This is a genomic window from Nocardioides sp. CF8, assembly GCF_000389985.1.
Taxonomy (GTDB): Bacteria; Actinomycetota; Actinomycetes; order Propionibacteriales; family Nocardioidaceae; genus Nocardioides; species Nocardioides allogilvus.
The window spans coordinates 671,962-698,093 of record NZ_CM001852.1 but is presented as its reverse complement, the minus strand read 5'-3'; the positions used below and the strand labels follow the sequence as shown (position 1 = coordinate 698,093).

Below are 26,132 nucleotides of genomic sequence, written 5' to 3'. Positions count from 1 at the left end.
TTCTAGCTCGTGAGTGGCTGCTACTTGTATCGGTAGACGATCCGACCTCGGGTCAGGTCGTAGGGAGACAACTCCACCACCACGCGGTCCTCGGGGAGGATCCGGATGTAGTGCTGGCGCATCTTGCCGCTGATGTGGGCGAGGACCTTGTGTCCGTTGGTCAGCTCGACCCGGAACATGGCATTCGGCAGGGCTTCCACGACGGTGCCCTCGATCTCGATCACGCCTTCTTTCTTCGGCATGTCCTCCACAATCTGTTGTTCGGTCTTCTACCGTTTGGTGCTCCGCTCCACGGCGTGGAACGGGTGGCCCGGGAACCTCCGTCGCGTGACGGTGGACCTCGTGCGGTGGTTCCTGGTGACTCTTCCCGGGCACGCAACGACCCGCTCCTGCGAGCGAATGTTCCGTGTTCGGGCAGCCGCGAGGCACCACGAAGCGCAACCCACGTTGGGCCGACACGCCAGTTTAGTCAGTCGCGGGACCAAAAGACCAATCAGGACGAGCGGCGCCGGCCACCGCGCACCCGCCTGGTCGGCCGGGGTGGGGCGGGCAGGCCCTGGGCCTGCTCGTCGGGCGTCGAACGAGGCGACGCGGGGGTCATCTTGCCACGTCGCAGCGATGCGACGTTGATCGCCGCCAACCACCGACGACGCCGACCCACCGAGCGTGACATGGCCCTGCGCTCGGAATCGACCGATCGCCAGTACGTCGTGGCCGCCGCGGCCTCGGGCACGACCGGGCCGAAGACGAAGCTGTCGGCTCGACGGGCGAGGGCAGGCGCGGACTCCGAGCCGATCGACCCCGACTGCTCACGCCGGGTCACGGTGGGGCCCAGCGGCACCGGCTGGCCCAGGTCGCGAGCATGGTCGACCAGCTCGCGCCAGGCTCCGACGAAGCGGGCGGACACACTGGCAGCGCTGCGGCGCCGGCGGCGCCTGAGGAGCTTGAGCCCGACGATGGCGGCCAGGACAGCGGCCAGGAACAGCAGCGGCCCACCGACGTACTTGCCGGCGAACACCACCCAAGCGGGCAGGCGTGCGACGAGCGAAGCCTCCTCGTCCTGGTCGTCCTTGGTGCCCTTGCGCTCCCTCAGGTCGGCATCGCTCTGCTCGCCGGCGTCGGAGGGCGGCGGGATCGGCGCGGGCGGAGGGACGACCGTGCCGCTCATCGGGGTGTTGTTCTCGGGCAGCTCCTCGGCCGGCGGCTCCTTGGACATGAACTCCTCGGTGGGCAGCGTCCGCCACGAGCCGTCGGCCGCGCGCAGCTCGACCCAGGCCTCCACCTGCTCGCCGGTGACGACGCCGTCCTCGGGAACCACAGCTCCCAGCACGACCCGCGCCGGCACGCCCACCTCGTTGGCGAGCAGGGCCATCACAGCGGCGTACTGCTCGTCGTTGCCGACCATCTGCTCGTCGTTGACGAACTCGTCGGAGAGGCGCTGGACGTGGTGCCCGGGGTGGTAGACCTGCTCGGCCTTGCGCACGCCGTCGGAGTACTTCCCCTCGGTCCGCAGGTGCTCGGCGATCGCGAGCACCCGCTCGATCGGCGTCGAGGCCTTCTCCGCCCAGTCGGCGGCCGGCTCCTTGAGGAAGCCGGTGCCGGGAGGCGAGGCTGCGAGTGCGGTGGAGGCGAGCGTCTCCCGAGTGAGGTCGTCGGCCGGCTGCACCGCGGTGAACGAGTAGCTGTCCCCCCGGCGGATGCCGGAGGGCACGACCGCGGTGGACGTGGCCAGGTTGTAGCGGAAGGACTCGGCCTTGGCATCGGGGTCGCCCTGGCGGAACTCGACGCCCTGCAGCGCACCGACGGTCGGCAGCCACGCGCCGTCATAGCCCTCGCCGATGGTCACCGTGACCTCGACCTCGCGGCCCTCGACCGGGTTGTCGATGGTCGAGGAGACCCGCTGGAAGGAGTCGTCGCCGGCGCCGGGCAGCGCGTCGTTGGAGGCTCCCCAGACCAGGCCGTCGTAGGTGTCCATGGCAGCGATGCGGATGCGCAGGCCGGCTGCACCCTCGACGGTGAAGAGGGTCTTGTCGTAGGCGTTGGCCGGGTCCTCGTTCTTCCCGAGGTCGATGTACTTGCGGAACCCCGCCAGCGGCGACGGGTAGCGCCCGATGTCGAAGGGCGGCTCGACCCAGGTGCGCACCACGGTGCGACCCTCGTCGTCGCCGCCGGTGACCAACGCGCTGGCCGGCAGCGCCAGCGCCGAGGCCAGCAGCACGAGGGCGCCCCCGAGCGCGACGCGGCCCCACCCGGAGTTGCCGCCGTGGACCGTGGCGGAGGCGCGGCGGGCCCGGATCGCCAGCCAGCCGAGCGCTGCGGCGGCGAACACCGAGCCCTGCACCAGGACCGACTGCGGGTGGCGCACGCCGAGCAGGATGACCGCGACCAGGACCCCCGTCATCGCGAGCACGGGCAGCAGCGCGCTCAGCCAGGCACGCGGCAGCCGCACGCCGCTCAGCACGGTGCCGAGCACGCCCGCCGTCAGGCCCAGCAACCACGGCAGGACGAGCAGCGGGCCGTCGCCGTCGACCGGGGGCAGCGTGGTGAGCATGTCCTTCCAGCCGAAGATCGCCTGGTCGACGAGCGTCCCGAGCGTCGAGCCACCGGGCAGGAAGGCGGTGTCGCCCACCGACCGCAGGCACAACGGGCCGCCCAGCAGGAAGAACAGCACCGCCACGATCATGACCGGTGCGATGAGCGGCCAGCCGAGGGTGCGGGTGGTGTGGGCGACCACGATCCCCAGCGCCACGCCGATGAGCCCCACGACCAGGAATCCCCAGCCGGTGAAGGACGTCGCGAAGCCGCTCAGGGCGAGTCCGCCCAGCAGCAGGACGAAGAGCAGGTCCAGCGACGTCGCCGGGTCGGGCAGCAGCTGGTTGCGGCGCGAGCGGGTGACGGTGTCGACGCCCGAGTGGGGTGCGCTCACTTGACGCTCCAGAGGAGGAGTCCGCCGAGGTCGTTCGTCTCGGCGAGGTGCAGCACGGGCAGGCCGCCGGTCTCGGTCACCCGGCTGGTGCCCGACGGGTCGATGAGGATCGCGTAGCGGCGTACTTCAGGGGGGAACGCGGCAGCGCCGCGCAGCAGGTCGGTGAACTCCGTGCCGGGGCCGCCGATCAGGAACACCAGGCTGCAGTCGGGCGCGACCTGGGTGGCGCGGCGCGCCGACTTCACGATGCCGGAGCGACCGTGCTCCGCGCGGCAGACGGCGTCGAGGGCCAGGTGCCCGTCGTTGCCGGTCGAGGCGGTGTCGCCGCAGACGAAGGAGACGTCGAACTCGTCCAGCACGGCGCGTACGGCGATCGAGGCCGCCACCGACATGGCCGACTCAAAGTGGTCGGGATCGGCCCACGAGGACGCGACGTCGTCGACCACGATCGCGGCGTGGCTGCGGCGGGTGTCGAGGTACTGGCGCACGAGCAGGTTGGAGTCGCCGCCGGAGGCCATCACCTTGGCGGACGAGCGCCAGTGGATGTGGCGCAGGTCGTCACCGGGGACGTACTCGCGCAGCGCATGGAAGGCCAGGTCGCTCTGGGACAGGGCGTCGGTCGAGACCCCCTCGAGGTCGCGCAGCAGTCCGGCGCCCAGCGAGTCGAGCGGCACCATCGGGGGACGCACCAGGACCTCCCGCACCGGGGTCCAGACCATGTCGCGCGAGAAGATGCCGATCGGGTCGCCACGCCGGGTCGTGGCCGGTCCCACGGCGATCACGCCGCGGTGCTCGGTGCGGATGGTGAACGACTCCTCGTGCCGACCGCCGGCCGGCAGCGACGCGATGCCGTAGCGGTGCATCGACGACCCGACCGGAACCTCGAGGGTCGTGGGGATGAGGCGGCCGTTGGCGATGTTCGTGACGACCACGCCGGCGGCGACCGACTCCCCCGCCGCCACCCGCTCGGGCTCGAGCCGCAGGTCGACCGCGACGTTGGTGCGACCGATCAGGAACGGCGCGGCGAGGGCGAGCAGCAGCAGGCAGGCTGCCGCGATGACGGCCAGCTCGCGCCAGTTGGCGACGACCGCGACGTACGCCGCGCCCATGCCGAGGCCGAGGATCAGCCACCCCACCGGGCGGACGATCCTCAGCAGCTGCTTGACCCGCTCCATCAACGGCTCAGGCCACCCGGTCGGTCGGCGGCGCGACCGAGTCGAGCAGCCGGCCGATGACCGTCTGCACGCTGACGCCGCTGAACTGAGCCTCGGCGTCGAGGAGGAGGCGGTGCGACAGCACGGGCTCGGCGAGCTCCTTGATGTCGTCGGGGACGACGTGGTCGCGACCGTCGGCGGCCGCCCAGGTCTTGGCGACGCGGATGAAGGCCAGGCAACCGCGCGCCGACAGGCCGAGCTTGACGTGCGGCTGGCGGCGCGACTCCTCCGCGAGCTCGGCGACATAGCCCACCACGGCGGGGTCGACGTAGACCTGGTCGGCCAGACCGCTCATCTGCGAGATCGTGGCCGCCGTGATGACCGGCGTGACGAGCGCTGCCCGGTCGCGCACGGCCGCGTTGACGAGCAGCTCGATCGTGGCAGCGCGGTCGGGATAACCCATCGAGGTCTTCATCAGGAAGCGGTCGAGCTGTGCCTCGGGCAGGCGGTAGGTCCCCGCCTGCTCGATCGGGTTCTGGGTGGCGATCACCAGGAAGGGCCGGCCGACGGAGTGCGCCACGCCGTCGACGGTGACCCGGCTCTCCTCCATCACCTCGAGCAGCGCCGACTGGGTCTTCGGCGAGGCACGGTTGATCTCGTCGGCGAGGACGATCGTGTGGAAGATCGGGCCGGGGTGGAAGTCGAAGGTGCCCTTGTGCTGGTCGTAGACCGTGACGCCGATGACGTCGGAGGGCAGCAGGTCGGGGGTGAACTGGATGCGGGCGTTGGAGCCCTGGACCGTGTTGGCCAGGGCGCGCGCCAGCATGGTCTTGCCGGTCCCGGGGAAGTCCTCGAGGAGGATGTGCCCCTCCGACAACAGGCAGGTCAACGCCAGGCGGACGACGTGCCGCTTGCCCAGCACCGCAATCTCCATGTTGTCGGTCAGCTGGTCGAAGGTCTGCTTGAACCAGTCGGCCTGCTCGTGGCTGATCGTCATGGTGCTCCTGTCGCAGTGTGGGTGTGCATTTACCATTCGATTTCGTTGGACGCGTACTGCCCGCAGTTGACCCGGAGCGCCCGCTTCGTCTCGCCCCACCAGGTGATCGGCGTCGATGAGGTGGTGGTCTTCGCCTCCGCGGTGAAGTTCTTGCGTGTCTGCCAGTAGCCGTTGCCGAGGAGGTTGAAGGACCAGACGTCGACCGAGCAGCTCAGGGCCTTGCCCTGGTTGGTGTAGGCGACGTTCACGAAGGCGCAGCTGGGTTCCTCGCACGAGCCGCCGCTGCTGTCGACGCTGTGGCAGTTCGTCGCGGCGTCCGCGGCCGTGGAGCACTGGGCGCCCTTGTGATCGTGAAGCTGGGCGGCGGCGGATCACCGGAGTCGACCTGTCCGTAGACCACCGCCTGACCGCGGTTGGCCGGGCTGTCGTCGAAGAGCCGCACCTCGATGCTGGTGCGCTTGTTGTAGTCGTCGACCGTGACGACGTGGGTGAACGAGAACGGCCCGGGACCGCTCTGCGGGCGCACCTGCTCGACACCGCCGTCGACCTTGATCCCGACGGCCGCCGCGTCACCGTTGGAGGTGCCGCTGATCGTCCAGGTGACGGTGAGCCCGTTGACACTGGGGCTGACGTCGTTGAGGTGGGCCCGGGTCAGCGGACCGTAGGTCTGGACCGACTTCGGCTCGGAGGTGCTGCAGCCGACCCTGGCCGCGTGCTCGTTGCACATCCGCATCTGGACGGAGTACGGCGCGTTGTTGCCCGGCGTGGACACGAGCTCGTTGATGATGGCGCCCGGGGTGACCGCTCGCTCCCAGACGACTCCCCCACCGACGATGATGGCGGCCTGGGCGAGGTTGCCCCGCGACTCGGGGGCAGTGCCCGTGACCTGCACCTGGTTGTCCACCCCGGTGGGGGTGGCCGTGAAGGGGCCCCAGTTGGCGGGCTTGCCGATCGCGTCGAAGACGACCGGTGCGCTGGTCGGGGAGCTGTTCTCGATGTTGTGGGCCTGTACGACGTAGTTGTACTTCGTGCCGTCGTACTTCACGCCGCTGTGGGTGCACGTCGTGGCCTGGATGCGCGTGCAGCCGGGCACGGGCGTGAGCGCCCCTCCGTCGGCGGAGTAGGAGAGGGTGTAGAAGGTCGGCGCGGGACCCTCCGGTGCCGTCGGCGTCCACGACGCGCTGATGTCCGTGGCCTGCAGGCCGGACTGGCGGTCGACGACACGCAGGCCCGCCGGGGCGAGCGGCGTCCCGAGGGACTGCATCAAGGCAGACTCCCTCGGCGGCGACCAGCCGGCACCGTTCTGCGACTCGACGGAGAAGGTGTACTTCTTGTTGTTGTCGAGGTCGGTCACGGACAGGGTGTTGCCGGCGACGGGGACCGCATGTCCCTGCCAGCGCACGAGGTACTGCTTGATCGGCGTCGTGCTCTGCGGCTTGGACCACCCCAGCGTGATGGTGTGGTCACCGCGCGAGACCATCTTGATGTTGGCGACACGCCCCGGCTTGGTGTCGGCGTAGGCCGTCTCCGACAGCTCGCTCCACGGCCCCAGGCCCACCTTGTTCACCGCGCGCACGCGGAAGTTGTAGTCCTTCTGCTCCTTGAGTCCCGGGAAGTCGCACTCGTTGGTGCGACAGGTGCGCTGGTCGCCGGACCTCGTCTCGATGATCCGGTAGCCGGTGATCGGGGAGCCACCGTCGTCCTTGGGTGCGAACCAGCCGAGGCGGATGGAGCCCTTCTCCACGTTCTCGTAGGAGTACGGCTTGCTCGGCTGACCTGGCACCCCGGCGACCTCGACCTCGATCCTGCCCTCCGCCCGGCGAGCGGGGCCTGCGGACGAGTCGTCGATGTCGCTCATGACGACGCGGAAGACGACCTTCCCGCGGGCCTCGGCGCCCGCACGCAGGGTGACTCCCGACCGGCCGTCGGGGCTCGCGCTCACGCCCGAGCCGCTGATCAGGTCGACGTCCACGAGCGTGGGTGTCGGGTCCGCGACGCCGGACTCGAGGTAGCGAGCCAGCTCGAGGTCGAGCGAGGTGCCGGCCTCGATCTCCTGGGCACGGACGGGCAACATGCTGGGCGGTGGGGCGCTCGTCAACCGGAAGCGGATCTCCGCCGGCAGGCTCTCCCCGGCGGTGACCGTGAGCGTGGCCTCTCCGCCACGGCCGGCGTTCTCGTCCGCTGAGATCTCCAGCACCGGGCTCCCGTCGCCCGACACGGTCAGCCCCTCGAGGCTGTTGCTCCACTCGGCGGCGTAGTCGAGCTCAGGAGCGTCTGCGGGGTCGAGGGTCCACACGGTGCAGAAGGACTCGACGTCCAGGTCGTAGCTCTCCCCCGCCGAGATGGGAATGGTCGTCTGCGGACACTCCAGGACCGGGGTGTCGTCGCCGACCTGGACGGGCACCGACAGCAGGGCGGTGTAGCCATCGGTGGGGTCCTGGGGATCCTCGTTGCCGGCTGCGTTCGTCGCCGTGGTCACCTCGACGAGCAGCGCACCGGGACCGCGGTAGCCGTCGCGGGCGGTGACCTCGAACGAGTCGTCGTCCACGCGCGTGGACTCGAGCTCACTCGGCGAGGCCGAGACGGAGCCGCGACCGGTCAACCGGAGCTGTCCTCCCGACGGGTTGACGACGTAGTCCTTGAGCCTGCCCTTCGCCGAGCCACCCTCCTTGAGCTCGATCAGCGCATCGGGCTTGACGTAGGGAATCCCGGTCCCGGTCGGCGGGACGTACAACGAGGCGGTCGCTGCCGCTCCATCGGCGTCCTCGACCCGGAAGGGGACGACGATCGGGTTCAGACCGCGGTTGACCTTGATGGTGGTGCCGGCACGGTTGACACTCGGTCGGCCCTCGGTGCCGATCACCTCGGTGACGTGCAGGTCGCCCAGCGTGCCGTCGGGATCGTAGGCGTCCTCGAGGACGTTGACCGAGACGCTTCCGCTGTCGTCGGCGCGGCCGAAGGAGTCATGGACGACCGGCGGGTTCTTGTAGGCGTCCGCGGTGTCGACGCGCAAGGTGGCGATCGAGGAGAAGACGCCGTTGCTGATCTCGTAGAAGACCGTCCGCGCCGCTCCCCGGGCGGTTTTCGACGCCGGGACGGAGACGAGGTCGGTCTCCGGGTCGTGGGTGACACCCTCGGGCGGGTCGATCAGCCGGATCGCGACGTCGTCGCCGGGCGAGATGTAGTCGTTGGCCAACGGGTCGAGGACCGCCGTGCGGCCGGGTTCGACAGTGACCTGGTCGGCCACGGCCAGCGGGGGCTGGGGCTCCCCCTGGGGCACCACGGCCACGCGCACGGTCCCGGTGGCCACGGCACCGCGGCTGTCGACAACGGAGTACTCGAACTCGTCGGTGCCGGCAGTGCGCGGGTAGGCCTGGTAGGTGAGGTAGTTGCCGCCGAACGACGTCACGCGGCCCCGCGTCGGCGCCGAGGTGATGCCCGCGATGGTGACCGGGTCGCCCTCCGGGTCGATCCCGCTGCCGGGCAGCCGCACCTTGATGACGTCACCGGAGACCGCTCGGGCCTCCAGCGTGGGCGGCTCGGGCGGGGTGTTGGGGTCGTCGGCCGGGGTGACGATCACGATCAGGCGACCGAGGGCCTTGTCCCCGGTCGTCGACTGCGCGACGTAGCGCACCTCGAAGGAGTCGCGCTCCTTGAGGTCGGGGGCGATGTAGCGGACGTTGCGACCGGACACGAGCGCGGTTCCGACATCGCCCTTCACGTCGACCGGCACGTCGATCTCGAGCTCGCCCGGCACCTCCTGCGCGGTGTCCGCGACCAGGGAGAGCCGGTCGCCGGAGGGCGAGATGTCGTTGTCCAGCACCGGTGCGGTGACCGACGTGCCGGCCCGCACGTGCACCCGGTCGGTCGTGGTCACCGGGGTGTTGTCGGCCGGCGCCGGTCGCTGGCTCACCGAGACCTCCCCCTCGATGCCCGAGATGGAGCCGTTGCTGATGGTGTAGTTCACCAGCTGCGGGTTGGGCGCGAGGTCACCCTGGCGCGAGGAGATCCGCAGCCAGCGGCCGTCGATGATCGCCACGTCGAGCTGGTTGGGGTTCTCGGCCGTCGCGTTCTGCACGACGAGCAGGCCGCCCGCCGGATCGAGGTCGTTGGCCAGGACATCGACGATGCCGGCGTCCTGGTCGTAGACGGTGACGTTGTCCGGCATCGTGATCGGGGCCCCGGGCGACTTGGGCCGGGGGCGTACGTCGATGCGCACCGTCGCCGCGTCGAGCTGGGCCTTGCCGAACGCGGCGTCGTACTCGATGAAGTAGGTGTCGGGATCGTCGGCGATGAACGTGATGACGCCGTTCTCGACATCGGTCTTGATGGTGGCGCCGGTCTGGTCGGTGATCTTGCCGCCGAGCGCGAGCTCGGCGTTGGGGGTGCCTGGGTCCGACCCGGGCAGGTCGTTGAGCAGTGGCCGGATCTTGATCGGCTGGTCCTCCTCACCACGGACGACGTCCGGCTGGGCGACGGCCGGGAACGTCTGGCGGTCGAGGCGTTCTTGGACCTCGAAGGTCAGCAGCTCCTTGACGGGCTCGGAACGTCCGTCACTGACGAGGTACTCGACCTGGTAGGTCTCGCCGCCCTCGCGCGAGCCGGTGAACCTGACCCGGCCGTCGGACGTCGTCCGGGCCACCGCGCCCGAGTCGCCGGCTCCCAGCACCACGGCCGAGTCCAGGACGAGGGAGTCACCGTCGCTGTCGTCTCGCCAGTCGGCGAGCACCGGGATGGTCACCGAGCTGTTCGCGGCGGTGCGCCAGGTGCGGGGCTCGAAGCCCTTGCGCAGGGCGGGCTGCTCGTTGTCTGCGCTCCCTCGCACGTCCACGCTCACGGTCGCGTGGGCGCTGAAGTTGTTGCGCCCGTCGTCGATGAAGTAGTCGAACGAGGTGGCGCGCGCCTTCTGCGGCAGCTGCAACAAGATGGTCTGGCCGTCCGGGCTGATCTCGGCCGTGGCACCTCCGGTCGGCTGCTCGACGTCGATGATGCTCAGCAGCCGGCCCTCGGGGGCGGAGTCGTTGTCGAGGGGGTGCAGCACCGTGGTGCGGCCCGCGCGGGCGCCGTACTGGTCCGGCTTGGCCTCGGGCGGGGTGCGATCGCCCGTGGTCTGCTGCTGGTTCTTCTGGTCCTCGTCCTTCGATTCCTTGCTCGTGGTGAAGGCGGTCCAGTTGTCGATCTCCTTCGGTTCCGGCGAGTCCAGGTCCCAGACGTTGCCGCTCCGGTCGTCGTTGAGGACGATCTGGCCACGGTTGACCCGGAAGGAGAGATGGCTGGACCTGGCGACCAGGGTCGAGGACGTGGCCTCGTCGTCGCCGCACTGGACCGTCACCGCCCCGTTGCCGCCGGACCAGGCGGCGTAGGAGCAGGCACCCAGCCGGACCGGCGCGATGGGGGTGCCGCCCCCCTCGTCCACGACGGTGCTGGTGCCGGACTCGAGGTCGATGCTGAGCAGGGCGTCGGGCGAGGCCACGAGCACCGCGTCCGCGTCCGGACCGGGCTGCTGGAGCACGCTGTCGGCAGGCACTGTGGCCGAGGCGCCGTCGATCACGGCGAGCTCCCCGGACGTCGCATCGAGCGTGACGACGTGCTCGCGCCGATGACCGCGCCGGCCGCGAGAACGAGGGCAGTGTTGGACGCCACGGCCACCTTGTGCCGACGAATGAAACCAGAGCGTGCCACCTGCGTCCCCCTACACGACAGTGCGACCCACCCGAAAGTCGCACCGTGAGCGTATGTAGGTGTGCGCTCGAGGACAAGTTGAGACAGAGTGGCATCTCATCGGGGACGATGGTGAGGGTCACGCTCCCGGGCATGGGGCAGGGTAGGACAGCAGTGGCCACTCAATGGGGTGAGGAGGCAGTCGTGGTCGTGGAGACCAGGTACGCCGCAGGGGACGGCGTTCTCCTCGGTGCGGGCGATCACTGGGTGCTCATGACCGACCCCGGGGACGACGACGTCCTGGACGAGATCTGGGACGTGGTCTCCGGAGCGCGCGCCAGTGACTCCTCCGTCACCGAGCAGGTGCTGGCGATCGTCGACAAGGCGTTCGCGGGCGAACCTCCGGGTCTGGCCATCGTCGACCTGGCCCAGGGCGGCTCCACCTCCGTCTCGCGCGGACGCGGGCACGTCCGCGTCTCCGGTGCCGACCGCATCCTCTCGCTCGACGGCGGCGCGGATCCGGCGGCCGTCCCGCGACTGCGTCGCCTCGCGGGTGGGGTCGTGGCCGCGTCGCGCGCGACGCTCAGCCCGCTCGCCCACCGTGTCTCGCCGCCCCGGGTGCACGCGTCCCCGGCGCCGATCGCAGGGGGGCCGCTCATCGACGGCATCCCCGACGAGATCCTCGCCGCGACCGGACCCGACGGACCACCCCCTCGCCCGCGCCGCCGGCCCACCGACGAAGCCGGGCACGACACCGGTCCCCTGGGCGACACGACCGAGCCCGGACCCGGGTTCGTGGAGCGCATCTCCGAGGGCGCGCACACCACGATCCAGCCGGCGACCGCCGACGTCGCCTCCGGGCTCCTCGACCCCCACGTCGACGACGCGGACGACGACCACGACGGGTCGACGGTGCACCGGCCCGAGCTCGCATCCCACCTGCGCCACGGCACCAGCGACACGGTGCTCGCGGTGAGCTGCCAGACCGGTCACCTCACACCGGCCGACAGCAAGGTGTGCCGGGTGTGCCGCCAGCCGGTCGCACCGCAGGAGCCACGACGGGTGCCGCGACCGGTCCTGGGCGGGCTGCGCCTCCCCACGGGCGAGGTCGTGCCGCTCGATCGAGGCGTCGTGCTGGGCCGCAAGCCCGCCCCGCTGGAGGGCAGCACCGACTGGCCCCACCTCGTCCACCTGCCCTCGGACCACACGTTCGTGTCCCGCATGCACCTGCACATCGAGCTGGACGGCTGGAACGTGCTGGCGCGCGACCTCGACTCTCGGGGTGGCACGATGCTCACCATGCCCGGACGCGAACCCGAACGAATGCGCGCCCGTGAGGCCTATGTCCTCGAGCCCGGTTGCAGCCTCGATCTCGCCGAGGTCTACGAGGTCCGCTTCGAGGTCGGTCCGGTGGTGCCGCGGTGAGTGCCCGATGAGTGCACCTGTCATCGCTGGCTTCACGTTCGTCGAGCACCTGGGCAGCGGCGGGTTCGCCGACGTCTTCCTCTACGAGCAGCACTGGCCGCGGCAGCGGGTCGCCGTCAAGGTCGTGCGCCCCGACGTACCCCTCAACGACCGTGAGAAGCAGCTCTTCACCGCCGAGGCCAACGCGATGGCCACGCTGGCCGACCACCCCTACATCGTCTCGGTGATCACCGCCGGGGTCACCGTCGAGGGCGGCCGGCCCTACCTCGTGATGCGCTACTGCCCGCCGCCTGACCTCGGCGTGCGGGTGCGCTCCAACCCGATGGCGGTCGTGGACGCCGTCAGCACCGGCATCAAGCTGGCCAGCGCCATCGAGACCGCCCACCGCTCCGGGATCCTGCACCGCGACATCAAGCCCAGCAACGTGCTGGTCACGACCTATCACGAGCCCGCGCTCACCGACTTCGGGATCGCCGGCCACATCGCCGACGTCGAGGGCGAGAGCGACGTCCGCATCTCCTACCCGTGGTCGCCGCCGGAGCTGCTCGACGGCCGGTCCAACGGCTCGGTGGCCTCCGACGTCTACTCCCTCGGCGCGACGATCTGGCACCTGCTGGTGGGCCGGTCGCCGTTCTCCATCCCGTCGGGCGACAACTCGACGCGCGCCCTCAGCGCTCGCATCCTGCACGCCGCCGCGCCCGCCACCCAGCGCTCGGACGTGCCGCCCGCGCTCGACCGGCTGCTGCAGCAGTGCCTGGCCAAGAACCCCGCACACCGCCCGCAGAGCGCGCTCGACCTCGCCCGCAGCCTCCAGCAGATCGAGGCGGCCGCGAACTGGCCCCGCACCGTGGTCGCGGTCGAGGGTGACCGTCCCGACACGTCGGTGCGGACGCCGGATCCGGAGCCCGAGGAGGACCGCACCGTCATGAAGGCGGTCACGGTCATCTCGGCGTCCGGTCCGCGCCGGATCGCGACGGCGCAGACCGAGCCCGACACCGACGAGCGTCCTGTCTCCGGGTTGGTCTGGGCCGTCATCGGCGTGCTGGCCACGGTCGCCCTGATCGGTGGGCTGATCCTCACCGGAGGTGGGCGCGGCGACTCCCCCACGCCGACCCAACCGTCGACCTCCGACACCCCGTCGCCGCTCATCCCCGACACCCTCACCTCGCCGCCCAACCTCAGCGGGCAGCGCTCGGGAAGCTCCGTCGTCTTCCGCTGGGACAGCCAGGACTCCGTGGAGGCCGGCGACGAGTGGATCTGGCAGGAGATCGGCACCGACGCGTTCGAGCGCACCAGCAAGCGTTCGGTCCGGGTCAGCAGCACCGAGCAGGTGTGCCTGGAGGTGCGCCAGGTGCGAGGCTCCGACGAGTCCCCCACGGCCAACGAGTGCGTGCCCTGAGCGGATCGCGAGCCCCGCAGCCACGTGCGGCAAGTGGTCGGCTCATCCTCGCGGCACTCGCCCTGGCCTGTACGCCGCTGGCGACTCCTGTCCACGCGGCCGACGACTCCCGGGTCGATCGGCTGCTGGCCGCCGTCGAGGTCGTCGACACGGCGCCGTACCACCCGGGCTATGACCGCGACTGCGACCCGGGCGCCTGCGTCTTCGGCGAGCCGTGGACCGACGATCACGACGGGCCGTTCGCGCACAACGGCTGCACCACCCGCGAGGACGTCCTGCTCCGGCAGATGCGCGACATCGAGATGCGCTGGGGATCGCGGTGCCGCATCTACGACGCCCGCCTGCGAGACCCCTACACCGGGCGGCGGCTGACGTGGCGCACCGACGGCTACTACATCGCGATCGACCACGTCTACCCACTCGCCGAGGCCTGGCACGGCGGCGCGTGGGCGTGGAGCCAGCGCCGCCGGGTGGCGTTCGCCAACGACGTACGCCGCGAGCTGCTGGCCGTGTCCGCCAGCGCCAACGACGACAAGGTGGCCTCGAGCCCCTCGGAGTGGCTGCCGCCCCGGAGGGCCTACCACTGCACCTACGTGCGGAAGTACCTCCGCGTGGCGGTGGCCTGGGGGCTGCCGATCACCAGCGCCGACGAGGCCACCATCCGTCGCCTCGACTGCTAGCTAGTCGTTGTCCCAGTCGCGGCGGGGGCCGGTGGCGGCGTCCTGCTCGGCGGCACTCATCCGGGCGGAGACGACCAGCGAGGCCACTGCAGTGATGGCCAGCGTGCCGATGATGACCACCAGCGAGAGCCAGATCGGGATGTCCGGGGCCCACTTGACGTGCTCGCCGCCGTTGATGAACGCCAGCTCGTTCTCGTGCAGGGCGTGCAGGATCAGCTTGACGCCGATGAAGGCGAGCAGGAACGCGAGGCCGTAGGAGAGGTAGATCAGGCGCTGCAGCAGGCCGCCGATGAGGAAGTAGAGCTGGCGCAGGCCCATCAGCGCGAAGATGTTCGCGGTGAAGACGAGGTAGGGGTCCTGCGTCAGGCCGTAGATCGCCGGGATCGAGTCGAGCGCGAACAGCAGGTCCGTGGTGCCCAGGGTGAGGATGACCAGGAACATCGGCGTGATGACGCGCTTGCCGTTCTCGACGCTGAACAACTTGGTGCCGTTCCACTCCTTGGTGGCCGGCAGGTGGTTCTCGGCGAACTTCACCAGCCGGTTCTCCTCGTACTCGTCCTCGTCCTCGCCGCCCTCCTTGGCCAGCTTGACGGCGGTGTAGACGAGGAACAGACCGAAGAGGTAGAAGACCCAGCTGAACTCGTTGATCGCAGCCGCGCCGATCACGATGAAGATCGCGCGCATCACCAGCGCGAGCACGATGCCGATCATCAGCGCCGTCTGCTGGTACTTCCGCGGCACCGCGAAGCTGTTCATGATGATGATGAAGATGAACAGGTTGTCGACCGACAGGCTGTACTCGGTCAGCCAGCCGGCGAAGAACTCAGCACCCGGGTTGGGAGAGAGCTCGTGCGGCTGCGCGAAGACCAGCAGCGCGACGCCGAAGGCGATCGCCAGGCCGACGAAGAACGCGAGGTGGCGGGACACCTCGCCCATCGTCGGCTCGTGCGGGCGACGAGCGATCACGAGCAGGTCGACCATCAGGACGCCGACGGTGACGACCAGGGTGATCGCCCAGACAGTGGGTGAGGCGACCGAGTCGCCGAGCAGTGAGTTCACGTGGTGCTTCTCCTCCGGAGTGGACCAGGATTGTGCGAGCGGTGGGCTGCGCGCATTCGTACGCTCCGGAGGTCTCTTCCGCTCGGTGCTGGGCACACGAACCGATGGCACCGGGTGCGGGCTCGCGCCTGCGCCGTACTGACGACACCACCACGGGGGAATACTCCCCTCCTGGGCCGTCAGTCTGTCATGCGTGTGTACGGCGACGCGAACTCAGCGACCGCCGAACGGGACCCCGAGCTCGGCCAGGCGGGCAGCGCCGCCGTCGATGGCCGTCAGCACCCACGCGCCCTCGGGCGTGAGGGTGAAGGTGTGCTCGAAGTGGGCGGCCATGGACCCGTCGACGGTGGCGACGGTCCAGTCGTCCTCGAGCAGGTCGGTTTCCTTGCTGCCGAGCGTGACCATGGGCTCGACGGCCAGCGCCAGGCCCTCCACCAGCGTCGCGCCCTTGCCCGGGCGACCGAAGTTGGGGACGTTGGGCGCCATGTGCATCTCGGTGCCGATGCCGTGGCCGGTGTAGTCCTCCAGGATGCCGTAGCGGCCCTGGGCGCGGACGTGCTGCTCGACGGCGTGCGAGATGTCGGTGACCCGCCCGCCCAGGCGAGCGGCCGCCAGACCGGCCCACAGGGCGCCCTCGGTGACCCGCATCAGCTCGGTCACCTCGGGGGCGACCTCACCGATCGCGACGGTGATCGCGGCGTCGCCGTGCCAGCCGTCGACGATCGCGCCACAGTCGATGGAGATGATGTCGCCCTCGCCCAGCACGCGCGCCCCGGGGATGCCGTGCACCACCTCGTCGTTGACCGACGCACAGATCGTCGCCGGGAACGGCGGGTGGCTGTAGCCCTTGAACGACGGGATGCCGCCGTGGTCGCGGATGTTGGCCTCCGCCAGGGCGTCGAGCTCGCCGGTGGACATCCCGGGACGGGCCGCGGAGCGCAGGAGCTCGAGCGTCTCGCCGACCAGGAGTCCCGCGACCCGCATCTTGTCGATCTGGTCGCGGGTCTTGATCTCAAGGCCCCGGTTGGCGAACACCACGGACCCGGTCAGCTCTGGGGCACGACGTCGAGCGCGTCGAAGATGCGCTGGGTGACGTCGTCGATCTCGCCGAGGCCGTCGACCTCGATGAGCAGGCCGCGGTCGCGGTAGACCTCGATGAGTGGAGCCGTCTCCTCGGCGTAGATCTCCTGGCGGCGCCGGATGACCTCAGCGGTGTCGTCGGCGCGGCCCTCGGTCTCGGCGCGCTGCAGGAGGCGGTCCACGACCTCGTCCTGGTTGACCGTCAGCACGACCACGGCGTCGAGCGCGTGGCCGGTGTGCTTGATCATGCCGTCGAGCTCTTCGACCTGGGCCAGGGTGCGCGGGTAGCCGTCGAGCAGGAAGCCGGGCTCGGCGTCGGGCTCGTCGATGCGGTTGCGCACCATCTGGTTGGTGACCTCGTCGGGGACGTATTCACCCGCGTCCATGTAGCGCTTCGCCTCGACACCGAGCTCCGTGCCGCTGGTGACGTTGGCACGGAAGATGTCGCCCGTGGAGATCGCCGGGATCGCGAAGTGCTCGGCGATGAACTTCGCCTGCGTGCCCTTGCCGGCACCGGGCGGGCCCATGATGATGAGTCTCATTTAACGCAGGAACCCTTCGTAGTTGCGCTGCTGGAGCTGGCTCTCGATCTGCTTCACGGTGTCCAGCGCAACGCCGACCATGATCAGGATCGAGGTCCCACCGAAGGGGAAGTTCTGGTCGGCGTTGATCAGCGCGAAGGCGATCAGCGGGACCAGCGAGATGAGACCGAGGTAGAGAGCTCCAGGGAACGTGATGCGGGACAGGACGTAGGACAGGTAGTCCTCGGTCGGCTTGCCCGCCCGGATCCCGGGGATGAAGCCGCCGTACTTCTTCATGTTGTCCGCGACCTCTTCAGGGTTGAAGGTGATCGAGACGTAGAAGTACGTGAAGAAGATGATCAAGAGGAAGTAGACCGCCATGTAGATGGGGTGGTCACCGCCCACAAGATACTTGTTGACCCACTGCAGCACGGGTGACGTGCTGGCCTGGTTGAACTGCACCGCCATCGCCGGCAGGTAGAGCAGCGACGAGGCGAAGATGACGGGGATGATGCCGGCCTGGTTGACCTTGAGCGGGATGTACGTCGACGAGCCGCCGAACATCTTGCGTCCGACCATGCGCCGGGCGTACTGCACGGGGATGCGGCGCTGGGCCTGCTCGATGAAGATGACGGCCGCGACGAGCAGCAGGCCGATGATCATGACGATGCCGAAGACCACCCAGCCCTGCGAGGACTGGACCGCCCACAGCGAGGCCGGGAAAGTCGCGACGACCTGGCAGAAGATGAGGATCGACATGCCGTTGCCGATGCCGCGGTCGGTGATGAGCTCGCCGAGCCACATGATGACGGCGGTGCCGGCGGTCATGGTGATGACCATGGTCAGGAAGGTCGAGGTGCTGTTGCTGTGCAACAGCTCGCGCTCACAGCCCTGGAGCAGGTTGCCGGAGCGGGCGAGCGCCACGATGCCGGTGGCTTGCAGCAGCGCGAGACCGAGCGTGAGGTAGCGCGTGTACTGCGTGATCTTGGTCTGCCCCGCCTGGCCTTCCTTCTTCAGCGCTTCCAGTCGCGGGATGACCACGACGAGCAGCTGCAGGATGATCGAGGCCGTGATGTAGGGCATGATCCCGAGCGCGAAGACCGTCAGCTGGAGCAGCGCACCACCGGAGAACAGGTTGACGAGCTGGTAGAGGCCGCTGGACTCGACGTCGTTGAGACAGGCGTCGACGTTCGCCACGTTGACACCTGGCGTCGGCACCTGGGAGCCGAGGCGGAAGATCATGACAATCAGCAGGACGAACAGCAGCTTGCGCCGCAGGTCCGGCGTGCGGAAAGCGTTGGCGAACGCGCTGAGCACAGGATCCTCTTTCTGATGCGTTGCCGACGCAGGAGGTGTCCTGCCTCGGCCGGTGAAACCCTCGATGAACTACTTCTGGGACTGCCTCCGCGAGGGCCCGGGAGAGCCTAACAGTGAGGTCACTGCCTGGTTGCCCCGGTGAACGCGCAAGCCCGGCCGCACAGTTCCCACTGTTCGGCCGGGCCGCGTACTACTGAGCTGGGCTGATGGTCCTCAAACCACCGTGGCGCTGCCGCCAGCGGCCTCGATCTTCGCCTTGGCGGAGCCCGAGAACGCGTCGACGCTGACCTGGACGGCGACGGAGATGTCGCCCTGGCCGAGCACCTTGACGGGCGAGCCCTTGCGGACGGCACCCTTGGCGATCAGGTCCTCGACCGAGACGGCCCCACCCTGCGGGTAGAGCTCGGCGAGCTTGTCGAGGTTGACGACCTGGAACTCCACCTTGAACGGGTTCTTGAACCCCTTCAGCTTCGGCAGACGCATGTGGATCGGCATCTGGCCACCCTCGAAGGCGACCGGGACGTTGTAGCGAGCCTTGGTGCCCTTGGTACCGCGGCCCGCGGTCTTGCCCTTGGAAGCCTCACCACGACCCACGCGGGTCTTGGCAGTCTTCGCGCCCGGTGCGGGGCGCAGGTGATGCAGCTTGAGAGCACCCATGTCAGTCGACCTCCTCGACCGTCACCAGGTGACGGACGGTCTGGACCATGCCCCGGATCTCCGGGCGGTCCTCCTTGACGACCACATCGTTGATCCGCTTCAGGCCCAGCGAGCGCAGAGTGTCGCGCTGGTTCTGCTTGAGACCGATGAGGCCCTTGTTCTGCGTGACCTTGAGCTGTGCCATCAGGACGACACCCCCGCAGCGGCAGCAGCCGCTGCCTCTTCGCGACCCGTCTCGCGGGCACGCAGGATGGCGGCCGGGGTGACCTGCTCGACGGTCAGACCGCGACGAGCGGCAACCTGCTCGGGCTCTTCCAGCATCTTCAGCGCCGCCACGGTTGCGTGGACGATGTTGATCTGGTTGGAGGAACCGAGCGACTTGCTCAGGACGTCGTGGATGCCGGCGCACTCGAGAACCGCGCGCACCGGACCACCGGCGATGACACCGGTACCGGGGGACGCGGGACGGAGCAGGACGACGCCTGCAGCCTTCTCGCCCTGGACCGGGTGCGGGATGGTGCCCTGGATGCGGGGAACCTTGAAGAAGGACTTCTTGGCTTCCTCGACACCCTTGGCGATCGCCGCGGGAACTTCCTTGGCCTTGCCGTAGCCGACGCCGACGAGACCGTCGCCGTCGCCCACGATCACGAGGGCGGTGAAGCTGAAGCGACGACCACCCTTGACGACCTTGGCAACTCGGTTGATGGCTACGACTCGCTCGATGTAGACAGACTTTTCAGCGCCGCCACCGCGACGGTCGTCACGCTGACGACGGTCGCCCGAGCCGCCGCTGCGCTGTCCGCGCTGGGCTCCGCTCATGAGATGTGCTCCATATCTAAGATCTCTCTCTTACCGCGTTGGCGATCAGAACGACAGTCCGCCCTCACGGGCGGCGTCTGCAAGGGCCGCGATGCGGCCGTGGTACTTGTTGCCGGCGCGGTCGAAGACGACTGCGTCGATGCCTGCGGCCTTGGCGCGCTCGGCTACGAGCTCACCAACCTTCACGGCCTTGGCGGTCTTGTCACCTGCGGCGGCGCGGACGTCGGCCTCCATGGTGGAGGCGTAGGCCAGCGTCGCACCCTGCAGGTCATCGACGACCTGGACAGAAAGGTGCTTGGCCGACTTGGTGACGACGAGACGCGGACGCTCGGCAGTGCCGGAGACGCGCTTGCGGCCTCGGACCTGACGGCGCAGACGCGACTTGACGCGACCAGCGGTGTGCTTGTTGTTGCTCAGTGAGATAGCCATGTCACTTACCGGCCTTTCCGACCTTGCGGCGGATGTGCTCGCCGGAGTAACGCACGCCCTTGCCCTTGTAGGGCTCAGGCTTGCGCAGCTTGCGGATCTTGGCCGCGACCTCGCCGACAAGCTGCTTGTCGATACCGACGACGCCGAGCTTGGTCGGGCCCTCGGTCGTGAACGTGATGCCCTCAGGTGCGTCGAACACGATCGGGTGTGAGTAGCCGAGCTGGAACTCGAGCTGCGTGGGGCCCTTGGGCAGAACGCGGTAACCCACGCCCACGATCTCGAGCTTCTTCTCGTAGCCCTCGGTGACACCGACGACCATGTTGCTGATCAGGGTGCGGGTCAGACCGTGCAGCGAGCGGCTTTCGCGCTCGTCGTTCGGGCGGTTGACCGAGAGGACGCCGTCCTCACCCTTCTCCACCACGATGGGCGAAGCCACGGTGTGGCTCAGGGTGCCCTTGGGGCCCTTGACGGTGACCGTCGCCTGGTCGATGGCAACATCGACACCGGACGGGACCGGGATGGGGAGCCTGCCAATACGCGACATGCTTGTTTCTCCTTCTGGTCTAGTAGTCCGGATTACCAGACGTAGGCGAGGACTTCGCCGCCCACGCCCTTCTGGTTGGCCTGGCGGTCGGTCAGGAGGCCCTGGCTCGTCGAGATGATCGCGACACCGAGCCCGCCGAGGACCTTGGGGAGACCCGTGGCCTTGGCGTAGACCCGGAGACCGGGCTTGCTGATGCGGCGGACCCCGGCAATGGAGCGCTCGCGGTTGCGGCCGTACTTGAGCGTGACGATCAGCGTCTTGCCGACCTCACCCTCGGTCGGCTCCTTCACGTCGAACGACGTGATGTAGCCCTCCTGCTTGAGGATCTCGGCGAGGCCTTCCTTCATCTTGCTGAAGGGCATCGACACCTCGTCGTGGTACGCCTGGTTGGCGTTGCGCAGACGCGTCAGCATGTCTGCGATCGGGTCAGTCATGGTCATAGCTGGATGTTCTCTCTCTTCTGTGGTTTCCGCACGGGGCGGACCTTCAGCGGTTGTGAGGTGAAGTCTGGTGGCTTACCAGGAGGACTTGGTCACGCCGGGCAGCTCGCCACGGTGTGCCATCTCGCGCAGGCAGATCCGGCACAGGCCGAACTTGCGGTAGACCGCCTTGGGGCGGCCGCAGCGCTGGCAACGGGTGTAGCCACGAACCGCGAACTTGGGCTTGCGGGCGGCCTTGACCTTCAGCGAAGTCTTCGCCATGTCAGTTCTCCTTGAACGGGAAGCCGAGCTGCTTGAGCAGGGCGCGACCCTCGTCGTCGTTGGTGGCGGTGGTGACGACCGTGATGTCCATACCGCGCGAGCGGTCGATCTTGTCCTGGTCGATCTCGTGGAACATGACCTGCTCGGTCAGACCGAAGGTGTAGTTGCCACGGCCGTCGAACTGCAGGCTGCTGAGTCCACGGAAGTCGCGGATGCGCGGCAGCGCCAGCGACAGGAGGCGGTCGAGGAACTCCCACATGCGGTCGCCACGCAGCGTGACGTGGGCACCGATGGGCATGCCCTCACGCAGCTTGAACTGGGCGATCGACTTGCGAGCCTTGGTCACCGACGGCTTCTGGCCGGTGATCGCGGTCAGGTCCTTGATCGCGCCTTCGATCAGCTTGGAGTCGCGAGCAGCCTCGCCCACGCCCATGTTGACGACGATCTTGGTCAGGCCGGGGACCTGCATGACGTTCTTGATGTCGAACTCGGCCTGCAGCGCCGGCAGGATCTCCGCGCGGTAGCGAGCCTTCAGGCGCGGGATCTCGGTGGTGGTCTCAGCCATCTCAGATCTCCTTACCGGTCTTGCGCGACACGCGAACGCTGCGCTGGGCGGGGTACGTCGAACCGTCGGTGCGACGCTTGGTCACCTCGTCGCGACGGAAGCCGACGCGAGTGACGCCGTCACCCTCGACGAGCATCACGTTGCTGACGTGGATGGGAGCCTCGGCGGTGATGATGCCGCCGGTGTTGCCACCCTGGACCGCCTTGGTGTGCCGCTTGATGCGGTTGACACCCTCGACGATCACGCGCTCCTCCTCGCGGAGGACCGAGATGACCTTGCCTTCGGCGCCCTTGTCCTTGCCTGCGATCACCTTGACGGTGTCGCCCTTCTTGATGTTCATGCCCTTACCCATCTCTCACAACACCTCGGGGGCGAGCGAGATGATCTTCATGAAGCGCTTCTCGCGCAGCTCGCGACCCACGGGGCCGAAGATGCGGGTGCCTCGCGGCTCGCCGTCGGCCTTGAGGATGACGGCAGCGTTCTCGTCGAAGCGGATGTAGGAACCGTCGGCACGGCGACGCTCCTTGACGGTGCGCACGATGACGGCCTTGACGACGTCGCCCTTCTTGACGTTGCCACCGGGGATCGCGTCCTTGACGGTGGCGACGATGACGTCACCGATGCCGGCGTAGCGACGGCCCGAGCCACCGAGAACACGGATGCAGAGGATCTCCTTTGCACCGGTGTTGTCGGCGACCTTGAGTCGCGACTCCTGCTGGATCATTGATATCTCCTGGTTGTCGAGCTGGTTCTCGAGATCTCAGTGGGATCTCGAGCCTGGCCGAACGGATGTGTGGTGAGGTGAAGCTCAGAGGCGAAAGGGCCTCAGGTCACTTGGCCTTCTCGAGGACCTCGACGAGGCGCCAGCGCTTGGTGGCCGACAGCGGACGGGTCTCCATGATGAGGACCCGGTCGCCGATGCCGCACTCGTTGGTCTCGTCGTGCGCCTTCAGACGCGAGGTCCTGCGCATGACCTTGCCGTAGAGCGCGTGCTTCACGCGGTCCTCGACCGTGACGACGATGGTCTTGTCCATCTTGTCGCTCACGACCAGGCCCTCGCGGATCTTGCGCTGGTTGCGCTTGTCGTCCTGGCTGGTCTCAGTGGTGTCGCTCATGCGCTGGCCTCTTCAGTGTTGGTGCTTCCCGGGGTGCTGCGGATACCGAGCTCGCGCTCACGCACCACGGTGTAGATCCGGGCGATGTCCTTCTTGACCGTACGGAGACGACCGTGGCTCTCCAGCTGGCCGGTGGCCGCCTGGAAGCGGAGGTTGAACAGCTCCTCCTTGGCCTCGCGGAGCTTCGACTCGAGGTCGACAGCGTTGAGCTCGTCGAGCTCGAAGGCATTCAGCTTGTTGCTCATCAGAATTCACCTGCCTCGCGGGAAATGAACCGGCACTTCATGGGGAGCTTGTGCATCGCGCGGCGCATGGCCTCGCGAGCGGTCTCCTCGTCGACACCGGAAAGTTCGAACATGACGCGGCCGGGCTTGACGTTGGCCACCCACCACTCGGGCGAACCCTTACCGGAACCCATGCGGGTCTCGGCAGGCTTCTTGGTCAGCGGGCGGTCCGGGTAGATGTTGATCCAGACCTTTCCGCCTCGCTTGATGTGGCGGGTCATGGCGATACGGGCCGACTCGATCTGTCGGTTGGTCACGTAGTGACCATCGATCGCCTGGATGCCGAAGTCACCGAAGGCGAGCTTCGTGCCGCCCTTGGCCGCACCGGTCCGCTTGGGGTGGTGCTGCTTGCGGTGCTTGACGCGACGGGGCATCAACATGGTGCTCAGCCCTCCTGTCCGGTGGAAGCGACTGCGGCCTCGCCCGACGTCACGGCCGGAGCCTCGGTCGCCGCGGGAGCAGCAGCCTCGGCGGGCGCGTCGGAGCGAGCCGGTCGGTCGGTGCGGGTGCCACGGCTCGGGCGCTCGCCACCACGGGTGGGACGGCCGCCTGCGCCGCCTGCGCCACCGCGACCCGGAGCACCGGCGCGAGCAGCAGCCTGCGCCTGGCGCTCGGCACGCGTGCCGGCAACCTCACCCTTGTAGATCCAGACCTTCACGCCGATGCGGCCGAAGGTGGTCTTGGCCTCGTAGAAGCCGTAGTCGATGTCGGCACGCAGCGTGTGCAGCGGAACGCGACCCTCGCGGTAGAACTCGGTGCGCGACATCTCGGCGCCGTTGAGACGACCCGAGCACTGGATCCGGATGCCCTTGGCACCCGAGCGCATCGAGGTCTGCATGGCCTTCTTCATCGCACGACGGAACTGCACGCGACCGGAGAGCTGCTCGGCAACTCCCTGGGCGACGAGCTGGGCGTCGATCTCGGGGTTCTTGACCTCGAGGATGTTCAGCTGGACCTGCTTGCCGGTCAGCTTCTCGAGCTCGCCGCGGATGCGGTCGGCCTCGGCGCCACGGCGACCGATGACGATGCCCGGACGCGCGGTGTGGATGTCCACCCGCACGCGGTCACGGGTGCGCTCGATCTCCACCTTCGAGATGCCGGCGCGCTCCATGCCCTTGGACAGCAGGCGACGGATCGCGACGTCCTCACCGACGTAGGACTTGTAGAGCTTGTCGGCGTACCAACGGCTCTTGTGGTCGGTCGAGATGCCCAGGCGGAACCCATTCGGGTTGATCTTCTGGCCCATCAGGCACCCCTTCCGTTCTTCTTCGCGGCAGCGACGTCGGCCGGCTGCACGACGAGCGTGATGTGGCTGGTGCGCTTGTTGATGCGAGTCGCACGACCCTGGGCACGCGGACGCCAACGCTTCATCGTCGGGCCCTCGTCGACCATCGCGACGGAGACGACGAGGTCGGCCTTGGACAGGCCCTCGGTGGTCTCCGCGTTGGCGATGGCGCTCTCCAGCACCTTGTAGACGGTCTCCGAGGCGGCCTGCGGCGCGAACTGCAGCAGCGACAGGGCCTCGTCGACGGGAAGGCCGCGGACCATGTCGACGACACGGCGAGCCTTCATGGGGGTGATGCGCACGTAACGGGCGCACGCGTAGGAACCCGGCTGGTCACCCAGCAGAGTCACGCGGCGGGCGCTGGTGCGCTGGCGCTCGGTGACGCTCATCGACGCTTTCCCTTCCGGTCTTCCTTGACGTGCCCCTTGTAGGTGCGCGTCGGGGCGAACTCGCCCAGCTTGTGGCCGACCATCGAGTCGGTGACAAACACGGGGACGTGCTTGCGACCGTCGTGTACGGCGATGGTGTGACCGATCATGTCGGGCACGATCATCGACCGACGCGACCAGGTCTTGATGACGTTGTGGGTGCCCTTGTCGTTCTCGGCGTCCACCTTCTTCTGAAGGTGGTCGTCGATGAAGGGGCCCTTCTTCAGGCTGCGAGGCATAGCTGTTACTTCCTACCCTTGCCGGACTTGCGACGACGGATGATCTGGGAGTCGGAGGCCTTGCTCTTGCGAGTGCGGCCTTCCTTCTGGCCCCAGGGCGACACCGGGTGACGACCACCGGACGTCTTGCCCTCACCACCACCGTGCGGGTGGTCGACCGGGTTCATGACGACACCGCGGACGGTCGGGCGAACGCCCTTCCAGCGCATGCGGCCGGCCTTGCCCCAGTTGATGTTGGACTGCTCGGCGTTGCCGACCTCGCCGACCGTCGCGCGGCAGCGCACGTCGACGAAGCGCATCTCGCCCGAAGGCATGCGCAGCGTGGCGCGGCTACCCTCGCGGGCCACCAGCTGGGCGGAGTTGCCGGCCGAGCGGGCGATCTTGGCGCCGCCGCCCGGACGAAGCTCCACACAGTGGATGGTGGTACCGACCGGGATGTTGCGCAGCGGCAGGTTGTTGCCGGGCTTGATGTCGGCGTTGGGGCCGGACTCGACGGGCGTGCCCTGCTCGAGGCCCTTGGGCGCCACGATGTAGCGCTTCTCGCCGTCGACGTAGTGCAAGAGCGCGATGCGCGCCGTGCGGTTGGGGTCGTACTCGATGTGAGCGACCTTGGCGGGCACGCCGTCCTTGTCGTAGCGACGGAAGTCGATGATGCGGTAGGCGCGCTTGTGACCGCCACCCTTGTGCCGGGTGGTGATGCGGCCCTGGTTGTTGCGGCCGCCGTTCTTGGGCAGCGGACGCGTCAGCGACTTCTCGGGCGTGGTCCGAGTGATCTCGACGAAGTCGGCCACCGAGGAGCCACGACGGCCCGGGGTGGTCGGCTTGTACTTGCGGATAGCCATATCAG

The 26,132-nt window shown here is 68.6% G+C and carries 30 protein-coding genes; 3 read left to right on the top strand and 27 right to left on the bottom strand.

Features of this window, described 5'->3' with window-relative positions; all coding sequences use genetic code 11:
• Positions 1–20: 20 nt before the first annotated feature.
• The 6 genes from infA to CF8_RS03355 all read right to left on the bottom strand — a co-directional run bounded on the left by infA (position 21) and on the right by CF8_RS03355 (position 10,628).
• Complete coding sequence (gene infA, locus CF8_RS03380; protein WP_036490070.1) at positions 21–242, bottom strand: translation initiation factor IF-1; 222 nt, start codon at positions 240–242, stop codon at positions 21–23.
• Positions 243–493: 251 nt separating this feature from the next.
• Positions 494–2,926 (bottom strand): transglutaminase-like domain-containing protein, encoded by a 2,433-nt coding sequence (locus CF8_RS03375; protein ID WP_010831738.1) that lies wholly within the window; start codon positions 2,924–2,926, stop codon positions 494–496.
• Positions 2,923–4,104: a DUF58 domain-containing protein gene (locus CF8_RS03370; RefSeq protein WP_442937094.1), complete on the bottom strand. Its 1,182-nt coding sequence runs from the start codon at positions 4,102–4,104 to the stop codon at positions 2,923–2,925. The genes CF8_RS03375 and CF8_RS03370 overlap by 4 nt, the downstream gene beginning before the upstream one ends.
• Positions 4,105–4,108: 4 nt before the next feature.
• Positions 4,109–5,077, bottom strand: coding sequence for an AAA family ATPase (locus CF8_RS03365; RefSeq protein WP_010831736.1), 969 nt, complete (start codon positions 5,075–5,077; stop codon positions 4,109–4,111).
• Positions 5,078–5,106: 29 nt separating this feature from the next.
• The gene (locus CF8_RS03360) at positions 5,107–5,325 is read right to left on the bottom strand and encodes a hypothetical protein (protein ID WP_036490069.1); all 219 of its coding nucleotides are present in this window, start codon (positions 5,323–5,325) and stop codon (positions 5,107–5,109) included.
• Positions 5,322–10,628 (bottom strand): Ig-like domain-containing protein, encoded by a 5,307-nt coding sequence (locus CF8_RS03355; RefSeq protein ID WP_010831735.1) that lies wholly within the window; start codon positions 10,626–10,628, stop codon positions 5,322–5,324. Before CF8_RS03355 ends, CF8_RS03360 begins: the two co-directional genes overlap by 4 nt.
• Positions 10,629–10,912: 284 nt before the next feature.
• On the opposite strand from CF8_RS03355, the gene CF8_RS03350 reads away from it, so the two are divergent.
• From CF8_RS03350 to CF8_RS03340, 3 genes are read left to right on the top strand one after another with little or no spacing between them, the layout of a single operon-like run.
• Positions 10,913–12,163, top strand: a complete 1,251-nt coding sequence (locus tag CF8_RS03350; RefSeq protein ID WP_010831734.1) for an FHA domain-containing protein — start codon at positions 10,913–10,915, stop codon at positions 12,161–12,163.
• 7 nt (positions 12,164–12,170) lie between these two features.
• Positions 12,171–13,562 carry a serine/threonine-protein kinase gene (locus tag CF8_RS03345; protein WP_010831733.1) on the top strand — a complete coding sequence of 464 codons (1,392 nt, stop codon included), beginning with the start codon at positions 12,171–12,173 and terminating at the stop codon, positions 13,560–13,562.
• Positions 13,550–14,242, top strand: coding sequence for an HNH endonuclease family protein (locus tag CF8_RS03340; RefSeq protein WP_010831732.1), 693 nt, complete (start codon positions 13,550–13,552; stop codon positions 14,240–14,242). Before CF8_RS03345 ends, CF8_RS03340 begins: the two co-directional genes overlap by 13 nt.
• On the opposite strand, the gene CF8_RS03335 is transcribed toward CF8_RS03340, so the two are convergent.
• From CF8_RS03335 to rplB, 21 genes are all read right to left on the bottom strand, one after another.
• A complete protein-coding gene (locus CF8_RS03335; protein ID WP_010831731.1) occupies positions 14,243–15,301 on the bottom strand; it encodes a TerC family protein in 1,059 nt (352 codons plus the stop codon).
• A gap of 213 nt (positions 15,302–15,514) precedes the next feature.
• Entirely contained in the window at positions 15,515–16,336 is an 822-nt protein-coding gene (map, locus tag CF8_RS03330) for a type I methionyl aminopeptidase (protein WP_408635557.1), read from the bottom strand.
• An 11-nt stretch (positions 16,337–16,347) separates the two neighbouring features.
• On the bottom strand, positions 16,348–16,923 hold the full coding sequence (locus CF8_RS03325; RefSeq protein WP_010831729.1) for an adenylate kinase: 576 nt from the start codon (positions 16,921–16,923) through the stop codon (positions 16,348–16,350).
• Entirely contained in the window at positions 16,924–18,219 is a 1,296-nt protein-coding gene (gene secY / locus CF8_RS03320) for a preprotein translocase subunit SecY (RefSeq protein ID WP_010831728.1), read from the bottom strand.
• 213 nt (positions 18,220–18,432) lie between these two features.
• Positions 18,433–18,876, bottom strand: coding sequence for a 50S ribosomal protein L15 (gene rplO, locus CF8_RS03315; RefSeq protein ID WP_010831727.1), 444 nt, complete (start codon positions 18,874–18,876; stop codon positions 18,433–18,435).
• A gap of 1 nt (position 18,877) precedes the next feature.
• A complete protein-coding gene (gene rpmD, locus CF8_RS03310) occupies positions 18,878–19,060 on the bottom strand; it encodes a 50S ribosomal protein L30 (protein WP_010831726.1) in 183 nt (60 codons plus the stop codon).
• Positions 19,060–19,695 carry a 30S ribosomal protein S5 gene (gene rpsE, locus CF8_RS03305; protein WP_010831725.1) on the bottom strand — a complete coding sequence of 212 codons (636 nt, stop codon included), beginning with the start codon at positions 19,693–19,695 and terminating at the stop codon, positions 19,060–19,062. Before rpsE ends, rpmD begins: the two co-directional genes overlap by 1 nt.
• 45 nt (positions 19,696–19,740) lie before the next feature.
• Positions 19,741–20,124 carry a 50S ribosomal protein L18 gene (rplR, locus tag CF8_RS03300; RefSeq protein WP_010831724.1) on the bottom strand — a complete coding sequence of 128 codons (384 nt, stop codon included), beginning with the start codon at positions 20,122–20,124 and terminating at the stop codon, positions 19,741–19,743.
• A 1-nt stretch (position 20,125) separates the two neighbouring features.
• Positions 20,126–20,668, bottom strand: a complete 543-nt coding sequence (gene rplF, locus CF8_RS03295; RefSeq protein WP_010831723.1) for a 50S ribosomal protein L6 — start codon at positions 20,666–20,668, stop codon at positions 20,126–20,128.
• Positions 20,669–20,700: 32 nt separating this feature from the next.
• On the bottom strand, positions 20,701–21,108 hold the full coding sequence (gene rpsH, locus CF8_RS03290) for a 30S ribosomal protein S8 (RefSeq protein WP_010831722.1): 408 nt from the start codon (positions 21,106–21,108) through the stop codon (positions 20,701–20,703).
• Between the two features lie 75 nt (positions 21,109–21,183).
• Positions 21,184–21,369, bottom strand: a complete 186-nt coding sequence (locus tag CF8_RS03285; RefSeq protein WP_010831721.1) for a type Z 30S ribosomal protein S14 — start codon at positions 21,367–21,369, stop codon at positions 21,184–21,186.
• A gap of 1 nt (position 21,370) precedes the next feature.
• Positions 21,371–21,934, bottom strand: coding sequence for a 50S ribosomal protein L5 (gene rplE / locus CF8_RS03280; RefSeq protein ID WP_010831720.1), 564 nt, complete (start codon positions 21,932–21,934; stop codon positions 21,371–21,373).
• 1 nt (position 21,935) lies between these two features.
• On the bottom strand, positions 21,936–22,286 hold the full coding sequence (gene rplX, locus CF8_RS03275; protein WP_232211567.1) for a 50S ribosomal protein L24: 351 nt from the start codon (positions 22,284–22,286) through the stop codon (positions 21,936–21,938).
• A 3-nt stretch (positions 22,287–22,289) separates the two neighbouring features.
• Positions 22,290–22,658 (bottom strand): 50S ribosomal protein L14, encoded by a 369-nt coding sequence (gene rplN, locus CF8_RS03270; protein ID WP_010831718.1) that lies wholly within the window; start codon positions 22,656–22,658, stop codon positions 22,290–22,292.
• A gap of 106 nt (positions 22,659–22,764) precedes the next feature.
• Positions 22,765–23,049 carry a 30S ribosomal protein S17 gene (gene rpsQ, locus CF8_RS03265; protein WP_010831717.1) on the bottom strand — a complete coding sequence of 95 codons (285 nt, stop codon included), beginning with the start codon at positions 23,047–23,049 and terminating at the stop codon, positions 22,765–22,767.
• A complete protein-coding gene (gene rpmC / locus CF8_RS03260) occupies positions 23,046–23,294 on the bottom strand; it encodes a 50S ribosomal protein L29 (protein ID WP_010831716.1) in 249 nt (82 codons plus the stop codon). Before rpmC ends, rpsQ begins: the two co-directional genes overlap by 4 nt.
• Positions 23,294–23,713 (bottom strand): 50S ribosomal protein L16, encoded by a 420-nt coding sequence (rplP, locus tag CF8_RS03255; RefSeq protein WP_036490063.1) that lies wholly within the window; start codon positions 23,711–23,713, stop codon positions 23,294–23,296. The genes rpmC and rplP overlap by 1 nt, the downstream gene beginning before the upstream one ends.
• Before the next feature lie 5 nt (positions 23,714–23,718).
• A complete protein-coding gene (gene rpsC / locus CF8_RS03250) occupies positions 23,719–24,579 on the bottom strand; it encodes a 30S ribosomal protein S3 (RefSeq protein ID WP_010831714.1) in 861 nt (286 codons plus the stop codon).
• The gene (gene rplV, locus CF8_RS03245) at positions 24,579–25,007 is read right to left on the bottom strand and encodes a 50S ribosomal protein L22 (protein ID WP_010831713.1); all 429 of its coding nucleotides are present in this window, start codon (positions 25,005–25,007) and stop codon (positions 24,579–24,581) included. Before rplV ends, rpsC begins: the two co-directional genes overlap by 1 nt.
• Entirely contained in the window at positions 25,004–25,285 is a 282-nt protein-coding gene (gene rpsS / locus CF8_RS03240; protein WP_010831712.1) for a 30S ribosomal protein S19, read from the bottom strand. The genes rplV and rpsS overlap by 4 nt, the downstream gene beginning before the upstream one ends.
• A gap of 5 nt (positions 25,286–25,290) precedes the next feature.
• Positions 25,291–26,127 (bottom strand): 50S ribosomal protein L2, encoded by an 837-nt coding sequence (gene rplB, locus CF8_RS03235; protein WP_010831711.1) that lies wholly within the window; start codon positions 26,125–26,127, stop codon positions 25,291–25,293.
• Positions 26,128–26,132 lie beyond the last annotated feature (5 nt).

Coding starts and splice junctions, on each gene's coding strand:
- rpsC (WP_010831714.1), bottom strand. CDS start 24,579: ATGGGCCAGAAGATCAACCCGAATGGGTTCCGCCTGGGCATCTCGACC.
- rplF (WP_010831723.1), bottom strand. CDS start 20,668: ATGTCGCGTATTGGCAGGCTCCCCATCCCGGTCCCGTCCGGTGTCGAT.
- rpmD (WP_010831726.1), bottom strand. CDS start 19,060: ATGGCACAGCTCAAGGTCACGCAGAACAAGGGCCTCATCGGTCTCAAG.
- rpsH (WP_010831722.1), bottom strand. CDS start 21,108: ATGACCATGACTGACCCGATCGCAGACATGCTGACGCGTCTGCGCAAC.
- rpsS (WP_010831712.1), bottom strand. CDS start 25,285: ATGCCTCGCAGCCTGAAGAAGGGCCCCTTCATCGACGACCACCTTCAG.
- rplO (WP_010831727.1), bottom strand. CDS start 18,876: ATGGGTGCTCTCAAGCTGCATCACCTGCGCCCCGCACCGGGCGCGAAG.
- rplR (WP_010831724.1), bottom strand. CDS start 20,124: ATGGCTATCTCACTGAGCAACAACAAGCACACCGCTGGTCGCGTCAAG.
- rplB (WP_010831711.1), bottom strand. CDS start 26,127: ATGGCTATCCGCAAGTACAAGCCGACCACCCCGGGCCGTCGTGGCTCC.
- CF8_RS03345 (WP_010831733.1), top strand. CDS start 12,171: ATGAGTGCACCTGTCATCGCTGGCTTCACGTTCGTCGAGCACCTGGGC.
- rplP (WP_036490063.1), bottom strand. CDS start 23,713: ATGTTGATGCCCCGTCGCGTCAAGCACCGCAAGCAGCACCACCCCAAG.
- rpsE (WP_010831725.1), bottom strand. CDS start 19,695: ATGAGCGGAGCCCAGCGCGGACAGCGCAGCGGCGGCTCGGGCGACCGT.
- rplX (WP_232211567.1), bottom strand. CDS start 22,286: ATGGGTAAGGGCATGAACATCAAGAAGGGCGACACCGTCAAGGTGATC.
- CF8_RS03325 (WP_010831729.1), bottom strand. CDS start 16,923: ATGAGACTCATCATCATGGGCCCGCCCGGTGCCGGCAAGGGCACGCAG.
- rplN (WP_010831718.1), bottom strand. CDS start 22,658: ATGATCCAGCAGGAGTCGCGACTCAAGGTCGCCGACAACACCGGTGCA.
- rpmC (WP_010831716.1), bottom strand. CDS start 23,294: ATGAGCAACAAGCTGAATGCCTTCGAGCTCGACGAGCTCAACGCTGTC.
- CF8_RS03285 (WP_010831721.1), bottom strand. CDS start 21,369: ATGGCGAAGACTTCGCTGAAGGTCAAGGCCGCCCGCAAGCCCAAGTTC.
- infA (WP_036490070.1), bottom strand. CDS start 242: ATGCCGAAGAAAGAAGGCGTGATCGAGATCGAGGGCACCGTCGTGGAA.
- rplE (WP_010831720.1), bottom strand. CDS start 21,934: ATGGCTGAGACCACCACCGAGATCCCGCGCCTGAAGGCTCGCTACCGC.
- rplV (WP_010831713.1), bottom strand. CDS start 25,007: ATGAGCGTCACCGAGCGCCAGCGCACCAGCGCCCGCCGCGTGACTCTG.
- CF8_RS03365 (WP_010831736.1), bottom strand. CDS start 5,077: ATGACGATCAGCCACGAGCAGGCCGACTGGTTCAAGCAGACCTTCGAC.
- rpsQ (WP_010831717.1), bottom strand. CDS start 23,049: ATGAGCGACACCACTGAGACCAGCCAGGACGACAAGCGCAACCAGCGC.